Origin of the sequence: Pseudoxanthomonas japonensis, from assembly GCF_010093445.1 — a bacterium.
GTDB classification, from domain to species: domain Bacteria; phylum Pseudomonadota; class Gammaproteobacteria; order Xanthomonadales; family Xanthomonadaceae; genus Pseudoxanthomonas_A; species Pseudoxanthomonas_A japonensis.
Genome location: NZ_PDWW01000020.1, coordinates 13,672 through 30,021 on the forward strand (window position 1 = coordinate 13,672; position 16,350 = coordinate 30,021).

Genomic DNA, 16,350 nt, shown 5'->3' on the forward strand with positions numbered 1-16,350 from the left:
TATGAATGGCTTTTCCAAGATCGGCTGGGCGGCGCTCGCGCTGCTCGGTGCGGTGTGCCTGGGCGTGGTGGCGCTGCGCCAGGGCGAACAGATCAGTGCGTTGTGGATCGTCGTCGCGGCGGTGTCCATCTACCTGGTCGCCTACCGCTACTACAGCCTGTACATCGCGAAGAACGTGATGGGGCTGGACCCGACCCGGGCCACGCCGGCGCACATCAACAACGATGGCCTGGACTACGTGCCCACCAACAAGCACGTGCTGTTCGGCCACCACTTCGCCGCCATCGCCGGTGCCGGTCCACTGGTCGGCCCCGTGCTGGCCGCACAGATGGGCTACCTGCCCGGCATGCTGTGGCTGATCGCCGGCGTGGTGCTGGCGGGTGCGGTGCAGGACTTCATGGTCCTGTTCATCTCCAGCCGCCGCAACGGTCGCTCGCTCGGTGACCTGGTCCGCGAGGAAATGGGCCAGGTGGCCGGCACCATCGCGCTGTTCGGCGCCTTCCTGATCATGATCATCATCCTGGCGGTGCTGGCGATGATCGTGGTGAAGGCCTTGGCCGAAAGCCCGTGGGGCATGTTCACGGTGATCGCGACGATGCCCATCGCGATCTTCATGGGCATCTACATGCGCTACATCCGCCCGGGCAGGATCGGCGAGATCTCGGTGGTCGGCATCGTCCTGCTGCTGCTCGCCATCTGGTTCGGCGGCAAGGTCGGCGCGCATCCCACCTGGGGCCCCGCCTTCACCTTCACCGGCACCCAGATCACCTGGATGCTGATCGGCTACGGTTTCGTCGCCGCCGTGCTGCCCGTGTGGCTGCTGCTGGCGCCGCGCGACTACCTGTCGACCTTCCTCAAGATCGGCGTGATCGTGGCACTGGCCATCGGCATCGTCATCGCCAGCCCGGAAGTGACCTCGCTGAAGATGCCGGCGCTGACGCAGTTCGCCAGCACCGGCGACGGCCCGGTCTGGAAGGGAGGCCTGTTCCCGTTCCTGTTCATTACCATCGCCTGCGGCGCGGTGTCCGGCTTCCACGCGCTGATCAGCTCGGGCACCTCGCCGAAGCTGCTGGCCAACGAGACCCACACCCGCTACATCGGCTACGGCGGCATGCTGATGGAATCGTTCGTCGCCATCATGGCGCTGGTCGCGGCCTCGATCATCGAGCCGGGCGTGTACTTCGCCATGAACAGCCCTGCCGCCGCGATCGGCACCACCGCGGTCGACGTGGCCGCCAAGGTCAGCAGCTGGGGCTTCGTGGTGACGCCGGAAATGCTGGAACAGACGGCGCACAACATCGGCGAGCACACCATCATCTCGCGCGCCGGTGGCGCGCCCACGCTTGCCGTCGGCATCGCGGTGATCCTGCACGATGCCCTGCCCGGCGGCGACGCGATGATGGCGTTCTGGTACCACTTCGCCATCCTGTTCGAAGCGCTGTTCATCCTGACCGCGGTGGATGCGGGTACGCGTGCCGGCCGCTTCATGCTGCAGGACCTGCTGGGCAACTTCATCCCGCCGCTGCGCAAGACCGACTCCTGGGGCGCGAATGTCATCGGCACCGCCGGCTGCGTCGCGCTGTGGGGGTACTTCCTGTACCAGGGCGTCGTGGATCCGCTGGGTGGCATCAACACCCTGTGGCCGCTGTTCGGCATCGCCAACCAGATGCTCGCCGGCATCGCGCTGATGCTGTGCACGGTGGTGCTGTTCAAGATGAAGCGCGACCGCTACGCCTGGGTCACCATCGTGCCGGCGATCTGGCTGCTGATCTGCACGACCTACGCGGGCCTGATCAAGATCTTCGACAGCAACCCGGCGGTCGGCTTCGTCGCCCAGGCGAAGAAGTACCAGGCCTCCATTGCCGACGGCCAGCTGCTCGGCGCCGCCAAGAGCATGAGCCAGATGCACCAGGTGGTGATCAACAGCTACGTCAACACCGGCCTGACCGTGCTGTTCCTGTTCGTGGTGTTCAGCGTGCTGTTCTACGCGGTCAAGGCGATCCTGAAAGCCCGTGCCAGCAGCGTGCGTACGGATCGGGAATCGCCGTATGTCGCGCTGACGGAAGAACAGCAGAAGGTGTGGCTGTAAGCCATGGGCACCGACCTCGTCCCGCTCTCGCACTTCGCCACGCACAAGCGTGTGTGGCGAAGACTGGTGCAGACGGCGCGGCTGTGCTGCGGCGTGCCGGACTACGACAACTATGTCCGGCACATCCTCGAGAAGCATCCCGACCGCGAGCCGATGGACTACAAGACCTTCTTTCGGGAGCGGCAGGAAGCGCGGTTCGGCGGCAGGAGTGGGTTCCGCTGCTGTTGAGCGAATAGCCCATGCAGCAGAGAAAAGGGCGAAGCCGTCGGCTTCGCCCTTTCTATTGGGACCGATGTAGGAGCGACGTAAGTCGCGACGTTGATATTTAAGGTCGCGACTCACGTCGCTCCTACAGTGTGTCCGTCCGCCCTACCCCGCCATGCCGCGCAGCAGGATGCCGGTGATGTACGCGGCATACGTGCCCAGCGCATAGCCGAACACCGCAAGCAGCACCGCGACCGGCGCCAGCGACGGATGGAATGCGCTGGCGACCACCGGTGCCGATGCCGCCGCGCCGATATTCGCCTGCGATCCCACCGCAGCGAAGAACAACGGCGCCTTGATCAGCTTGGCCACGATGAAGAGCAGCAGCCCATGCGTCACGATCCAGATCGCGCCCAGCAGGAACAGCCAGGGCTTGTCGACCAGTGCCTTCAAGTCCATGTGCATGCCGATGGTGGCGATCAGCACGTACAGCATCGCGGTACCGACCTTCGAGGCCCCGGCTCCCTCCATCTGCCGCGCGCGGGTGAAGCTGAGCAGCAGGCCGACCGTGGTGGCGATCACCACCATCCAGAAGAACGTGGAGGTCAGGCTGAACTCTTCCAGCTTCCATTCCGCCGGCAACGTCCTGATCCACTCGACCAGCGGCGTGGCGAGGAAGTGCGCCAGGCCCGTGGTGCCCAGGCCGATGCCCAGGATGATCATCAGGTCGGTCAGCGTGGGATTGCGTGCGTGCTGCGCGTGGTAGTTCTCCATGCGCTGGCGCAGGTCGTCGATGACCCGGGTATCGGCACCCATCCAGCGGTCGATCTTCGCCGCGCGCGGAATCAGGAACAGCAGGAACGCCATCCAGACGTTGGCGACCAGGATGTCCACCGCGACGAACTGCCCGAACAGCGTGGAATCGACGGCGAAGACTTCCTTCATCGCGGCCTGGTTGGCGCCACCGCCGATCCAGCTGCCCGCGAGCGTGGCCATGCCGCTCCAGGTATCGCCGGCCACGGTCTCCGGATGGATGATGCCCAGCGCGACGAACGACACGAGGGCGCCCAGCATCACGCCTGCCGTACCGGTCAGGAACATGATGATCGCCTTCGGCCCCAGCCGCAGGATGGCGACCAGGTCGATGGCGATGCAGAACAGCGCCAGCGAGCTGGGCAGCATGTAGTCGCGCGCCATCGCGTACAGGCCGGACGCATTGCCGTCGATCAGTCCGACGCTGTTGTAGATCGCCGGAAGCAGGTAGCACATCAGCAGTGCCGGCACGACGGCATAGAACTTCTTCCAGGCGCCGGCCGGGCGCGAGGCGCCCCAGAACACGAACGCCAGCGTGGCCGCGAGCAGGCCCATCACGGCGGCGTCGTTCTGGATCAGTGCGGTGGATGGTGCGGTGGCTTCGATCGCCATCGGTCGGGACTCCCTGCGGACTTCGGAAACGACGATGGCCGGCGCACGGCCGGCCATCGGACGACGCTCAACGGCCGATGTGCTGCTTCAGCCAGGCGTTGACGGTGTCGTGCCACAGGATGCTGTTCTGCGGCTTCAGCACCCAGTGGTTCTCGTCGGGGAAGTACAGCAGCTTGGACTCGATGCCCTTGCGCTGCAGCGCGGTGAACGTGGACAGGCCCTGGTCCACCGGCACGCGGTAGTCCTTCTCGCCCTGTACCACCAGCATCGGCACGCGCCACTTGGCGATATGGTTGACCGGGTTGAACTTCTCGATGTTCTTCGGCACGTCGTACGGGGTACCGCCGTTTTCCCACTCGGTGAACCACAGTTCTTCGGTCACGTAGGCCATCGAACGGATGTCGAACACGCCGTCGTGGTTGACCAGGCACTTCCACGGCTCGTTCCAGTTGCCCGCGATCCAGTTGATCATGTAGCCGCCGTAGCTGGCGCCCAGCGCGCAGGCATTCTTGCCGTCGAGGAAGGCGTACTTCTGCTGCGCCGCCGCCCAGCCCTTCTGCAGGTCTTCCAGCGGACGGTCGCCCCAGTGCTGGCTGATCGCGTCGGTGAAGGCCTGGCCGTAGCCGGTGGAGCCGTGGAAGTCGATCATCACCACCGCGTAGCCCTGGCCCGCGTAGGTCTGCGGATTCCAGCGGTAGCTCCAGCCGTTGCCGAAGCTGCCCTGCGGACCACCGTGGATCAGGAACGCCACCGGGTACTTCTGTCCTTCCACGTAGTCGTGCGGCTTGACCACGTAACCGTGCACGGTCTCGTTGTTCCAGCCCTTGAAGTCGAACTGTTCGAAATCGCCGAACGACACGTCCTTCAGCACCTCACCGGCGCTTGGGGTGATGGCGCGCAGGGTGGCACCGACGTCGTCGCTGGTGGCGTAGATGACATCGCCGGACTGCAACGTGTTGCGCGACAACACCAGCGTCTTACCAGCCATGTCGAACGCCGAGACGCTACCGTCGCCAACGATCTTGCGCGTCTCGCCGCTCTGGATGTCGACCGAGAACAGCGGGTGCTCACCGACGTCCTGCGCAGTGGTGTAGATCCGTTCGCCATCCTCCGAAAGCACGATGCTGTCGGCACTGCGATCCCAGTCCGGTGCGATCTCGCGGACTTTTCCGTTGTCCAGGTCCATCGCCATCAGACCGAAGCGATCGGCTTCGAAACCCGGGCGCTTCATCGCGCGGTAGTACAGCGTCTTGCCGTCGGCGCTGAACACCGGGCCGGTGTCCCACGCAGGATTCGACGCCGTCAGGTTGACCGGTGCGCTGCTGCCATCGGCGGCGAGCCTGTACAGGTCGAAGTTGGTCGACCATGCCTCGCCCTTGCCGGCCACGCGGATCGCAGCGACGACCGACGCGCCATCCGGCGACCAGGTGTACTCGTCCGCACCACCGAACGGCTTGGACGGTGCGTCGCCATCCAGGGTGTCCGTCAGCGAGGTGGCGCTGGCAACCGGCTTGGTCTTGCCTTGCGGGAGCGCTGCGACGAACAGACGGCTGCGCCGGCCATCGGCCCAAGTATCCCAATGACGCACGAACAGGCCATCGTAGACCACGCCGGTGCTCTTCTTCGCCGCGGTGTCGTCCAGCTTCTTCTTCGTGCAGGCGAAGTCGGCCTTGCAGTCGGCGAAGGTGTCGGTACTGAACAGCACGCGCGTGCCGTCCGGCGAGAGCTTGTAGCTGGCGACGTCCAAGGCGAAGTCGGTCAGCTGGCGCGGCGTGCCGCCAGTGAGGGGCAGCGCGTACAGCTGCTGCGTGCCGGACTTGGCGCTGAGGAAGTAGACGGTCTTGCCGTCCGGCGAGAACGAGGGCGAATTGACGCTCCAGCCTTCCGGGGTCAGCCGCTTCGGCGGCGCCAGGTCGCGGGTCAGCAGGTTCCGGATCCACAGGCTGCTGCTGGCCTTCACCACGTCGGCATCGACGACGCGCTTGGCGAACACGACAGTGCTGCCATCCGGCGACAGCGTGGGCGATGAGACGCGGTCCAGTTTCTGCAGGTCGCGCACGTCCAGGCCGCGGGCGGCGGCCAGCGACGGCAGTGCGGCCAGCAGGCAGAGGGGCAACAGGGCGGATTTCAGCTTCATCCGGGGCTCCGGCAACAGGGAAACCCCGATGGTAGGCGCTAAGCGCGCCGCGGCGCAAAGGCGTCAGGTCACGCCTTTGCGCCGTGTGTCATCTCACTTGGGGCCGGGTTCGACGTCGCCCAGCGCCTTCGACTTGGCGCCCGTGCGGTAGAGCAGCCAGCCGACGATCGCCAGCACCACCAGGCCAACGATCTCGCCCTGCTGGAACGCCTCCGGCAGCACCAGCACGTCGCGGTCCTTGGTGGCGTAGATGGCGACGCCCACGGCGATGCCCATCAGCGCCTCGCCGGTGATCAGGCCGGCAGCGAACAGGGTGCCGGGACGATGGATGCGATCCCGCGCCTCCTCGTCCTTGGTACCGACCATGCCGTGCCGCTTCTCGACCAGGTAGGCCAGCAGGCCGCCCAGGAAGATCGGCACCATCAGTTCCAGCGGCAGGTAGATGCCGATGGCGGCGGCGAGCACCGGCACGCGGAAGCTGCTGCCCTTGGCTTTCAATGCCTCGTCGATGGCGATGATGACCGCGCCGATCACCGCACCGATGCCGATGATGCCCCACGGCAGCTCGCCGCCGAACAGGCCCTTGGCGACCGAGGCCATCAGCGTGGCCTGCGGCGCGGAGAGCGGATTCGGATGTTCGGCCGTCGGTGCCCCGATGCCGTAGGCCTCCGACAGGATGTTCAGCACCGGCGCCATGATCAGCGCGCAGGAGAACGCGCCGATGCCGAGCATCAGCTGCTGCTTCCACGGCGTGGCGCCGACGATGTTGCCCGCCTTGAGGTCCTGCAGGTTGTCGCCGCCGACCGCTGCGGCGCAGCACACCACCGCGCCGATCATGATGGCGGCGACCGCACCGAGCGGCGCGCCGCCGGCTCCGACCGCCATGCGTCCGCTCTCGCCCAGCAGCAGCAACAGCACCACGGACGCGAACAGGATGGTCGCGATGGTGATGCCCGACACCGGATTGTTCGATGAACCGACCAGGCCCGCGAGATACGCGGACACCGACACGAACAGGAAGCCAGCGACGATCATGATGATCGCCATCGGGATGCTGACGTGCCACATGCCGACGATGGCCTGATACAGCAGCAGCAGCGGCAGCACGAAAATCACCAGCGCCACCAGCATCCACTTCATCGGCAGGTCGCGGTCGGTCTCGGCGACATCGGCGCCGCCCGAGCCCGCACGCGCGGCGGCGATGCCGCTCTTCACGCCCGACAGCAGCGACTTGCGCAGCGAGAACAGGGTCCACACGCCACCGATCAGCATGGCGCCCACGCCGAGGTAACGGATCTTGGCCGACCAGATGGCGCCGGCGATGTCCTCCGCACCCGCACCGGCAATGCTCTGCGCCAAGGCCGGATCCGTTCCCATGAAGAACATGTGGTACAGCGGAATGGCGATATGCCAGGACAGGATGCTGCCCGACAGCACCACGATGCCGATGTTCAGGCCGACGATGTAGCCCACGCCCAGCAGCGCCGGCGACAGGTTGGTGCCCAGGTAACCGAGGTATTTGCCGAAGAAGCCGGCACCGGCGGCGGTGTCGGGAATCAGGCGCATGCCGCTGTAGGCGGCGACCTTCAGCACCGCGCCGATGGCGGCGGAGAACGCCAGGATCTTCAGGCCCGGGCCAGGATTCTCACCGGCCTTGAGCACTTCGGCTGCGGCCTTGCCTTCGGGGAACGGCAGCGGCTCTTCCACGATCATCGAGCGGCGCAGCGGCACGGAGAACAGCACGCCCAGCAGGCCGCCCAGGCCGGCGATGGCCAGCACCCACGAGTACTGGAAGTCCTGCCAGTAGCCCAGGATGATCAGCGCGGGAATCGTGAAGATCACGCCCGCCGCGATCGACGAACCGGCGGAGGCGCCGGTCTGCACGATGTTGTTCTCCAGGATGGTGCCGCCGCCGAGCAGGCGCAGCACGCCCATCGATACGACGGCCGCCGGGATGGCGGTGGCCACGGTCAGGCCGGCGAACAGGCCCAGGTAGGCGTTGGCGGCCGACAGCACCACGGCCAGCACGATGGCCAGCACGACGGCGCGGAAGGTAAGTTGCGGGGTCCCCGGCGAGCTCATGGCGCGTTCCCGAATGGCAGAAGGCGGACACGCTAGCGTTCACCGCCCGGCAAGTCCAGCTGCCGCGGGGCCTTCCGGACCGGCCGCTATACTCGCCACGGATTTTCCTTGCCCGGAGCGGTGCTTGAGCGTTCTTTCCCCCGCCGTTCCCGGCCGCGACGACTTTCTCGGCCATCCCAAGGGCGTCTACGTCTGCTTCTTCACCGAGATGTGGGAGCGCTTCTCCTTCTACGGGATGAAGGCGCTGCTGCTGCTCTACCTGACCAAGTACCACCTGTTCGCCGACGGCGCCGGTTACGACCTGATAGGTGCCTACGGTGGCCTGGTCTACTGCATTCCCGTGATCGGCGGCCTGCTGGCGGACCGCTGGCTGGGCATGCGCAAGGCCGTGGTGTTCGGCGGCCTGTTGCTGGTCGCGGGCCATGCCGGCATGGCGCTGGAGGGCGTGGCGGCCGTGTCCGACGGCGGCGTGGTGACGCGCGACGAAGGCGCGCTACGCACGATGTACCTGTCGCTGGCGCTGATCGTCATGGGCGTGGGCTTCCTGAAGCCGAACATCACCGGCATCGTCGGCCGCCTGTATCCGCTTGGCGATCCGCGTCGCGATGGTGGCTTCAGCCTGTTCTACGCCGGCATCAACCTCGGCGCGCTGCTGGCGTCGCTGGTGTGCGGCTACCTCGGCGAAACGCTGGGCTGGCGATACGGCTTCGGTGCTGCGGGCATCGGCATGCTGCTGGGGCTGGCGATGTTCCTGTGGGGCCAGCGCTATCTGCAAGGGCATGCGGAACCACCCTCGCCTTCAGCACTTCGTGCGTCCGTGCTGGGCGTGAGGCGCGAATGGACGATTTACCTCGGCGCGGCGCTTGGCGTACTGCCCTTGGCATGGTTGATGTGGGCCGCGGCGAACGGCGCGTTCGCGCTGGGTGGCGAACTGTCGCTCGCCCTGGTGCTGATGCTGGTCGTGCTGCTGGTGGTGCTCGGCTGGTTCGGCTGGCTCATTACCACACAATGCACCGCGACCCAGCGGCGGCAGATGCTCGCGCTGATGGCGATGATCTTCATGTGCCTGGTGTTCTTCACCTTGTACGAGCAGACCTATGGCTCGTGGGTGATGTTCACCGATCGCCTGCTGACCAAGGACCTGTTCCCGTCGCTGGTGCATGCGCCGGGCGCGCTGGTGTGGTCGGACAGCCTGGCGGCGAACCTCGGACTGTTCATCGGCACGGCACCGTGGTCGACCTGGGGACTGCTGGCCATGCCGGTCGCGTTCGTGATGGCCGTGCGCGCATCGGAACGTGGCGCCACATCGGCCGCCCGCACGATCTTCCTCGGCGTGGCCGGCGTGATGGTCGCGCTGGTGCTGCGCGATTCGATCGTGCTGCCGCAGACGGCGGGTTCGCTGACCTATCTTGGCGCACTGTTCCTCGTGGTGCTCGCGCCGGTATTCGCGTGGCTGTGGGCGGCGCTGGGACGGCGCGGGTGCGATCCTTCCAAGCCGTTCAAGGGCGCACTGGGCCTGGTGTTCGGTGGCCTGTCGTTCGTGCCGCTCGCCCTCGCTGCGCAGCAGGTCGGCGGGACCGGCGTGATGGCCAGCGTATGGTGGCTGGTGCTGGCCTACCTGCTGCTGGAGATCGGCGAGATGTGCCTCGCGCCGGTCAGCCTGGCCGCGGTCACCGAGCTGTCGGTGCCGCGCGTGGTCGGCCTGATGATGGGCATGTGGCTGCTCGCCACTGCGTTTTCCGAAACGCTGGCCGCGCAGTTCGGCAAGCTCGCTGCGCTCGACGTTCCCGAGGGCGAGACCTGGGATCTCGCCCAGGCGGCGACCGGCTATGCCGATCTGTTCTGGCTGATGATGTGGATCGGCCTTGGCTGCGGCGCGGTCGCGCTGATCGTGTCGCCGGTGTTGAAGCGGATGATGCGCAGCGCGTGAAAACCAACGGCGCCCGAGGGCGCCGTTGGTTGGCAGGACACGGGTGGCTGGACTACTTCGCCGTCGCGCCGCCGAGATGCCGATTGAAGAAGGCGAGCAGTCGCGTGTAGTACTCTTTCCGATGCTCCGGCTTGTAGAAGCCGTGACCTTCGGTCTTGTACTCCAGCATTTCGACCGGGACGCCGGCGGCCTTGAGACGGCGTTCCATCAGTTCGGTGTGCTGGATCGGCGTGCGTTTGTCTTCGCCGCCTGCCGCCAGGAACACCGGAGCCTTGATCTGGCTCACGAGGTTCATCGGCGACACCACCCCAAGTTTCGCCTTGTCGCCGTACCAGTCGCGCAGGAACGTCTTCCCGGACATGGTCTCCTGGAGATCGCCGCGCTGGAACGCCGTGGGCAGGTCGTGGAGGCCCACCCAGCCGGCGGAATACGTGTAAAGCGAGGCTCTTCGGCAATGCCCATCGATGGCGTCCCTCGAGGCGCGGACGATAGCCCTGACGCGGCGAACCCGCGATCGAACCAGGAAGCGGTGAGGTCTACGAGGCCCGACTCCCGGCAAGTCCATCGAGCACCGTGGACAGGCTTTCCCGCCAGTCGGGCATCGAGAAGCCCAGCGCGCCCTCCAGCTTTGCAACGTCCAGACGCGAATACGCCGGCCTCCTCGCACGCGTCGGGAAATCGGCCGTCGTGATGGGCACGACATGCGGCGCCCGCGAAACCAGCCCCCGCTCGGCCGCCCCGTCCAGGATGGCCGTCGCGAAGCCGTGCCAGCTGGTCTCGCCGCCCGCCGTCAGGTGATAGGTACCTCGCGGTGCGGTGCCATCCTTCAGCAGCGCCGCGGTGACATCAGCGATCAGGTAGGCCGGCGTCGGCGTCCCACGCTGGTCCGCCACGACACGCAGCTCATCCCGTTCGGCACCGAGCCGCAACATCGTCCGCAGGAAGTTGTGGCCGCGTCCGCCATAGACCCACGCTGTGCGCAGGATCAGGTGCCCGTCGCCCGCCTGACGGACCGCCTCTTCACCGGCAAGCTTGCTGGCGCCATAGACACCCAGCGGCCTCGTCGCCTGGTCTTCGCGGTAAGGATGGGTGCCTTGCCCGTCGAACACGTAGTCGGTCGAGTAATGGACGAACGGGATACCGCGCTCAGCACAGGCCTGCGCCAGGATGCCCGGTGCCTCCGCATTGGCACGGAATGCAGCAGCTTCTTCGTCTTCGGCCTTGTCCACCGCCGTGTACGCAGCCGCATTGACGACGGCGACGGGCGCAATGCGCTGCACAAGCTCGGCGAGCGTGTCCGGACGGTCGAAGTCGGCGATCTCGCAACGCCCGCCATCCGGCAGTTCACCGGACCGTGTTGTCGCCACGATATTTCCCAAAGCCGCCAGACTGCGTCGCAGCTCATGCCCGACTTGGCCATTCGCGCCAAGCAGGAGGATTTTCATGGTTTGCAGTCCGGCAAACGCTCCGGCGCGATGTTTGCCAGCAAGGGCGCATTCCGGTCCTTCGGCGACAGCACCGGCTCAGCCGCGGGCCAATCGATGGCGAGAGCTGGATCATCCCAGCGGACGGCAGCGTCCGCCGTGCTGTCGTACGGCGCAGTGCAGAGATAGCTGAAGACCGCGCGTTCAGACAGCACCAGATACCCGTGCGCAAAGCCTTCGGGGATCCACATCTGGCGGCGGTTCATCGCGCTCAGGACGACGGCCGTCCAATGACCGAACCGCGGCGATCCCGGACGGACGTCGACCGCCACGTCATACACTTCGCCTTCCAGCACGCCGACCAGTTTTCCTTGAGGGTTCGGCCACTGGTAGTGCAGTCCGCGCAGGACGCCGCGAGACGAAGAAGCGACGTTGCTTTGGACGAACGACGTTGGCAGGCCATGCTGCGCGAACTTCCTTGCATTCCATGCCTCGAAGAAAGCACCGCGCTCGTCTTCGAACACGGCGGGCTCGATCACAAGGCACCCCGGCAGGGACGTCTCCACAATTCGCATCAGGCTGCACCACGCTTCAAGAGGGACAAGAGGTAGTCCCCGTAGCCGCTCTTGCCGTGGTGGGCCGCGAGCCTCTCCAACTGCGCGGCATCGATCCAGCCGTTCCCGAATGCGATCTCCTCGGGACAGCAGACGCGAAGGCCCTGCCGCGCCTCGATGGTGCCGATGAAGTTCGAAGCCTCGAGGAGGGACTGTGGGGTACCCGTATCGAGCCATGCATGGCCGCGTCCCAGCGTCTCCAGGTGGAGATCGCCGGCATCGAGGTAGCAGCGATTGAGATCGGTGATCTCGAATTCGCCACGCGCGGACGGTTTCAACGAGGCCGCGTAGTCGCTGGCGCGACCGTCGTAGAAGTAAAGTCCCGTGATCGCATAATTGGATCGTGGCGTGGCCGGCTTCTCCTCGATCCCCACCACCCTGCCGACGGCATCGAATTCAGCGACGCCATACCGCTGCGGATCGTTTACCCAATAACCAAACACGGTGGCGCCCGAGGGTCTAGCGTCGGCGCGCTTCAGCATCTCGGTCAGGCCGTGGCCATGGAAGATGTTGTCGCCCAGGACCAGGCAACTGGGGCCGTCCGCCACGAAGTCACGACCGATCAGGTAGGCCTGCGCCAGGCCATCGGGACGTTCCTGCATCGCATAGGTGAAATTCATGCCCCATTGCGTGCCATCGCCGAGCAATGTCCGGAACAGCGGCTGTTCGTGCGGCGTGTTGATGATCAGCACGTCGCGGATGCCCGCCAGCATCAGGACGCTCAGCGGATAGTAGATCATCGGCTTGTCGTATACCGGCAGCAGTTGCTTGCTGACCGCATGGGTCAACGGGTACAGGCGCGTACCGGACCCGCCGGCGAGGATGATGCCTTTTCGCGTGGTCATGTATTCCCGTCTCCTTGCGCAGCCGTGCCGATGCGTTCCAGCCTGTAGCTGCCGTCAAGGACGCGCTCCACCCAGGACTGGTTGGCCAGGTACCAGTCGACGGTCTCCGCGATGCCCTGCTCGAAGGTGTATGCCGGCTCCCAGCCGAGTTCGTCCCGCAGCTTCGACGCGTCGATCGCGTAGCGGCGATCATGCCCCGGCCGGTCGGCGACGAAGGCGATCTGGCTGCTGCGTGGCTTACCGTCCCCGCGCGGCATGCGGGCATCGAGCAACTCGCAGATCGTATGGACGACCTCGATGTTCTGCTTCTCGGCGTTGCCACCGACGTTGTAGGTCTCGCCTACCCTCCCCTTTTCCAGCACGCTGTGGATCGCACTGCAGTGATCGCCGACGAAAAGCCAGTCGCGCACGTGCTTTCCGTCGCCGTACACCGGTAGCGGTTCGCCGGCGAGGGCCCGGGCGATGATCAGCGGGATCAGCTTCTCGGGGAAATGGTAGGGACCGTAGTTGTTGGAACAATTGGTCGTCAGGACTGGCAACCCGTACGTATGGTGGAACGCACGCACCAGATGATCGGACGCGGCCTTGGATGCGGAATACGGGGAATTGGGCGCATACGGCGTCGTTTCGGTAAACGTGCCGGTGTCTCCGAGGGAGCCGTATACCTCGTCGGTGGACACGTGCAGAAAGCGGAACCGCTCGCTGCGCTCGCCTTCCAACGCCTTCCAGTAATCGCGCGTCGCTTCTAGCAGGCCGAGTGTGCCTACTACATTGGTCCGGACGAAAGCGGCAGGCCCATCGATGGACCGGTCGACGTGGCTCTCCGCCGCGAAATTGATCACGGCTTCGGGTTGGTGTTCCAGCAGCAGTCGAAACACCTGTTCGCGGTCACCGATGTCGCCTTGCACGAACACGTGCAGGGGATCGTCCAGAACCGACGCCAGCGTATCCAGATTGCCCGCATAGGTCAGGGCGTCCAGGTTGACGACTTTCACGCCCTGCGCGATGGCGCGCAGGACGAAGTTCCCACCAATGAAACCGGCGCCGCCGGTCACCAGCCATGTCGACACCGTCAGTACTCCTCACCATGATGCCGGCAGTGTGTTGCTGACACGCGAGCTCGTCAGAACGGAATGTCGTCATCCGCGAAGTCGTCCATCGGCGCCGGCTGGGAAGCAGGCGCAGGCGCCTGGCGACGCTGGCCGCCACCACCGCCCTGGTTGCCGTACTCCTGGCGCGGCGTACGCGCCGGACGGTCGCCGCCACCCATGCCACCACCACCGCCGCCTTCGCGGCCGCCGAGCATCTGCATCTCGTCGGCGATGATGTCGGTGGAGTACTTCTCCTGACCGTCCTGGCCGGTGTACTTGTCGTAGCGGATCGAGCCCTCGACGTACACCGAACTGCCCTTGCGCAGGTATTCGCCGGCGATCTCGCCGAGCTTGCCGAAGAACACCACGCGGTGCCATTCGGTGCGTTCCTGCTGGTTGCCGTCCTTGTCCTTGCGCACGCTGGTGGTGGCCAGGCTGATCCGCGTGATCGCCATGCCGCCCTGCGTGTAGCGGGTTTCGGGGTCGTTGCCGAGGTTGCCGACCAGGATGACTTTGTTGATGCCGCGGGCCATATCGATATCCGTTCAGGGATGCCCGCCGAGCGCGGGCAAAGACCAGTGGAGTATACCTGCCGGGCACCTGCCATCGGCCTTTCGCCGACTCTCATATAGGGCATTACCGCACGCGGACGCCTATAATTCCGCGACTTCCCGGCCCATCGTCCTATGTCCGTCGTCGAATCGCCCCGCCCCGCCCTCGCCCTGTCCGGCATCCAATCGCTCGCCCAGGCCGACATGGCCGCCGTCGATGCCCTGATCCGGGCGCGGCTGGCGTCGGACGTGGTGCTGATCAACCAGATCGCCGACCACATCATCTCGGCGGGCGGCAAGCGCCTGCGGCCGATGCTGGTGGTGCTGGCCGGCCAGGCCTGCGGGCCGACCACAGCGGACCACCACCAGCTGGCGGCCATCATCGAGTTCATCCACACCTCCACCCTGCTGCACGACGACGTCGTGGACGAGTCCGACCTGCGCCGCGGCCGCAGCACGGCCAATGCGCTGTGGGGAAATGCGCCCAGCGTGCTGGTCGGCGACTTCCTGTATTCGCGCAGTTTCCAGCTGATGGTGGAACTGGACCGCATGGACGTGATGCGCCTGCTGGCCGATACCACCAACCGCATCGCCGAAGGCGAAGTGCTGCAGCTGCTGCACGTCCACAACCCCGATACCGACGAGGCCGCCTACCTGCGCGTGATCGAGCGCAAGACGGCCGTCCTGTTCGCCGCCGGCACGCAGCTGGGCGCGATGGCATCGGGCGCGGCAGGCAACGTCCCGCAGAAGCTCTACGACTACGGCATGGCGCTGGGCTATGCCTTCCAGATCGCCGACGACGTGCTCGACTACACGGCCGACGCCGAAGCACTGGGCAAGAACCTCGGTGACGACCTGGCCGAAGGCAAGGCGACGCTGCCCCTGATCCATGCGATCCGCCACTCCGACGCCGCCACCGCCGATCGCCTGCGCACCATCGTGCAGGAAGGCGACGCGGGTGCCATGCCCGAAGTGCTGGCCGCCATCCGCGCGACCGGCGGCCTGGACTACAGCCGCGAGCGCGCGCATCACTACGCCACGCTGGCCGAGCAGGCGCTCGATGGCCTGCCCGAGTCCGATGCCCTGGCCGCCCTGCGCGGCCTGGCGCGCTACGCGGTGGAGCGCGGGCACTGACCCGCGCACCGCATCACTTCGCGAACACCTCGGCGAAGAAGTCCGCCATCATCCGGTAGGCACGCTTTGCCGAGCGCTCGTGGTAGACGCAGCCGGGCGGGTTCTGCGCGTCGGACTCGGCGAAGCAATGCACGGCGCCGCTGAAGTTGACGAACTGCCAGTCGGCGCCGGCCTTGCGCATTTCGTCCTGGAACGCCGTGATCTCCGCAGCCGAGACATAGGTATCGTCGCCGCCGTTGAGCACCATCACCGGCGTCTTCACGGGCCCCGCCGCAGGAAGATCGGTCGCCAATCCGCCGTGCAGGCTGACCACGCCGGCGAGTGCGTCACCGGCACGCACCAGTTCCAGTACCGTGCTGCCGCCGAAGCAATAGCCAAACGCACCGATGCGTGCGTGGTCCACCAGCGTGGCGGGCTGCTGCTTCAATACCTCGACGGCCTTCTGGACCCGGGCCCGCAGCTTCGGACGGTCGGCGCGCATCGCGGTGGCGACCGGACCGGCCTCGGCATCGGTCTTCGGTCGGATGCCCTTGCCGTAGACGTCGGCGACCAGCACCACGTAGTCGTTGCCGGCGACGAGATGCGCCTTCTCGATTGCGGACTCGTTGACGCCCTTCCAGTTCGGCACCATCACCAGGCCCGGGCGCGGGATCTTCACGCTGTCGTCGTAGACGAGGTAGCCGGAGAACGTATCGCTACCGATCTTCCATTCAACGGGCTTGGCGACCGGCGCCGCCAGCAGCGCGGGCGACCACAGCAGGGACAGCAGGCAGGGCAGTAACAGGCGGCGCATGGCAGGCTCCTCGTGGGGGACCTGCCGAGTG

The 16,350-nt window shown here is 66.2% G+C and carries 14 protein-coding genes; 4 read left to right on the forward strand and 10 right to left on the reverse strand.

The genetic code is table 11. From position 1 onward, the window contains the following. Window position 1: 1 nt before the first annotated feature. The gene (locus CSC78_RS13360; RefSeq protein ID WP_162338358.1) at window positions 2-2,089 is read left to right on the forward strand and encodes a carbon starvation CstA family protein; all 2,088 of its coding nucleotides are present in this window, start codon (window positions 2-4) and stop codon (window positions 2,087-2,089) included. Between the two features lie 3 nt (window positions 2,090-2,092). Beyond that, window positions 2,093-2,317: a YbdD/YjiX family protein gene (locus CSC78_RS13365; protein WP_162338359.1), complete on the forward strand. Its 225-nt coding sequence runs from the start codon at window positions 2,093-2,095 to the stop codon at window positions 2,315-2,317. Window positions 2,318-2,458: 141 nt separating this feature from the next. On the opposite strand, the gene CSC78_RS13370 is transcribed toward CSC78_RS13365, so the two are convergent. The 3 genes from CSC78_RS13370 to CSC78_RS13380 form a co-directional block, all read right to left on the reverse strand. After that, entirely contained in the window at window positions 2,459-3,718 is a 1,260-nt protein-coding gene (locus CSC78_RS13370) for a DUF819 family protein (RefSeq protein WP_162338360.1), read from the reverse strand. A gap of 67 nt (window positions 3,719-3,785) precedes the next feature. Beyond that, a complete protein-coding gene (locus CSC78_RS13375) occupies window positions 3,786-5,855 on the reverse strand; it encodes an alpha/beta hydrolase family protein (protein WP_162338361.1) in 2,070 nt (689 codons plus the stop codon). Window positions 5,856-5,948: 93 nt separating this feature from the next. Beyond that, the gene (locus CSC78_RS13380) at window positions 5,949-7,937 is read right to left on the reverse strand and encodes an OPT family oligopeptide transporter (RefSeq protein WP_162338362.1); all 1,989 of its coding nucleotides are present in this window, start codon (window positions 7,935-7,937) and stop codon (window positions 5,949-5,951) included. A 124-nt stretch (window positions 7,938-8,061) separates the two neighbouring features. On the opposite strand from CSC78_RS13380, the gene CSC78_RS13385 reads away from it, so the two are divergent. Then, window positions 8,062-9,867: a peptide MFS transporter gene (locus tag CSC78_RS13385; RefSeq protein ID WP_238391280.1), complete on the forward strand. Its 1,806-nt coding sequence runs from the start codon at window positions 8,062-8,064 to the stop codon at window positions 9,865-9,867. A 52-nt stretch (window positions 9,868-9,919) separates the two neighbouring features. On the opposite strand, the gene CSC78_RS13390 is transcribed toward CSC78_RS13385, so the two are convergent. The 6 genes from CSC78_RS13390 to ssb all read right to left on the reverse strand — a co-directional run bounded on the left by CSC78_RS13390 (window position 9,920) and on the right by ssb (window position 14,374). Beyond that, window positions 9,920-10,228: an alpha/beta hydrolase family protein gene (locus CSC78_RS13390; protein WP_379609424.1), complete on the reverse strand. Its 309-nt coding sequence runs from the start codon at window positions 10,226-10,228 to the stop codon at window positions 9,920-9,922. A 175-nt stretch (window positions 10,229-10,403) separates the two neighbouring features. Next, window positions 10,404-11,312: a dTDP-4-dehydrorhamnose reductase gene (gene rfbD / locus CSC78_RS13395; RefSeq protein WP_162338363.1), complete on the reverse strand. Its 909-nt coding sequence runs from the start codon at window positions 11,310-11,312 to the stop codon at window positions 10,404-10,406. Beyond that, window positions 11,309-11,866, reverse strand: coding sequence for a dTDP-4-dehydrorhamnose 3,5-epimerase (gene rfbC, locus CSC78_RS13400; protein WP_162338364.1), 558 nt, complete (start codon window positions 11,864-11,866; stop codon window positions 11,309-11,311). Before rfbC ends, rfbD begins: the two co-directional genes overlap by 4 nt. Beyond that, entirely contained in the window at window positions 11,866-12,750 is an 885-nt protein-coding gene (rfbA, locus tag CSC78_RS13405) for a glucose-1-phosphate thymidylyltransferase RfbA (protein ID WP_162338365.1), read from the reverse strand. Before rfbA ends, rfbC begins: the two co-directional genes overlap by 1 nt. Continuing rightward, the gene (rfbB, locus tag CSC78_RS13410; protein ID WP_162338366.1) at window positions 12,747-13,820 is read right to left on the reverse strand and encodes a dTDP-glucose 4,6-dehydratase; all 1,074 of its coding nucleotides are present in this window, start codon (window positions 13,818-13,820) and stop codon (window positions 12,747-12,749) included. Before rfbB ends, rfbA begins: the two co-directional genes overlap by 4 nt. Window positions 13,821-13,873: 53 nt before the next feature. Beyond that, window positions 13,874-14,374 (reverse strand): single-stranded DNA-binding protein, encoded by a 501-nt coding sequence (gene ssb, locus CSC78_RS13415; protein ID WP_162338367.1) that lies wholly within the window; start codon window positions 14,372-14,374, stop codon window positions 13,874-13,876. A 153-nt stretch (window positions 14,375-14,527) separates the two neighbouring features. Between ssb and CSC78_RS13420 the strand changes: the two genes are divergently transcribed. Then, window positions 14,528-15,526 (forward strand): polyprenyl synthetase family protein, encoded by a 999-nt coding sequence (locus CSC78_RS13420; protein WP_162338368.1) that lies wholly within the window; start codon window positions 14,528-14,530, stop codon window positions 15,524-15,526. Between the two features lie 13 nt (window positions 15,527-15,539). Here CSC78_RS13420 and CSC78_RS13425 read toward each other — a convergent pair whose 3' ends face one another. Beyond that, window positions 15,540-16,319 carry a dienelactone hydrolase family protein gene (locus CSC78_RS13425; protein WP_162338369.1) on the reverse strand — a complete coding sequence of 260 codons (780 nt, stop codon included), beginning with the start codon at window positions 16,317-16,319 and terminating at the stop codon, window positions 15,540-15,542. Window positions 16,320-16,350: the final 31 nt, after the last annotated feature.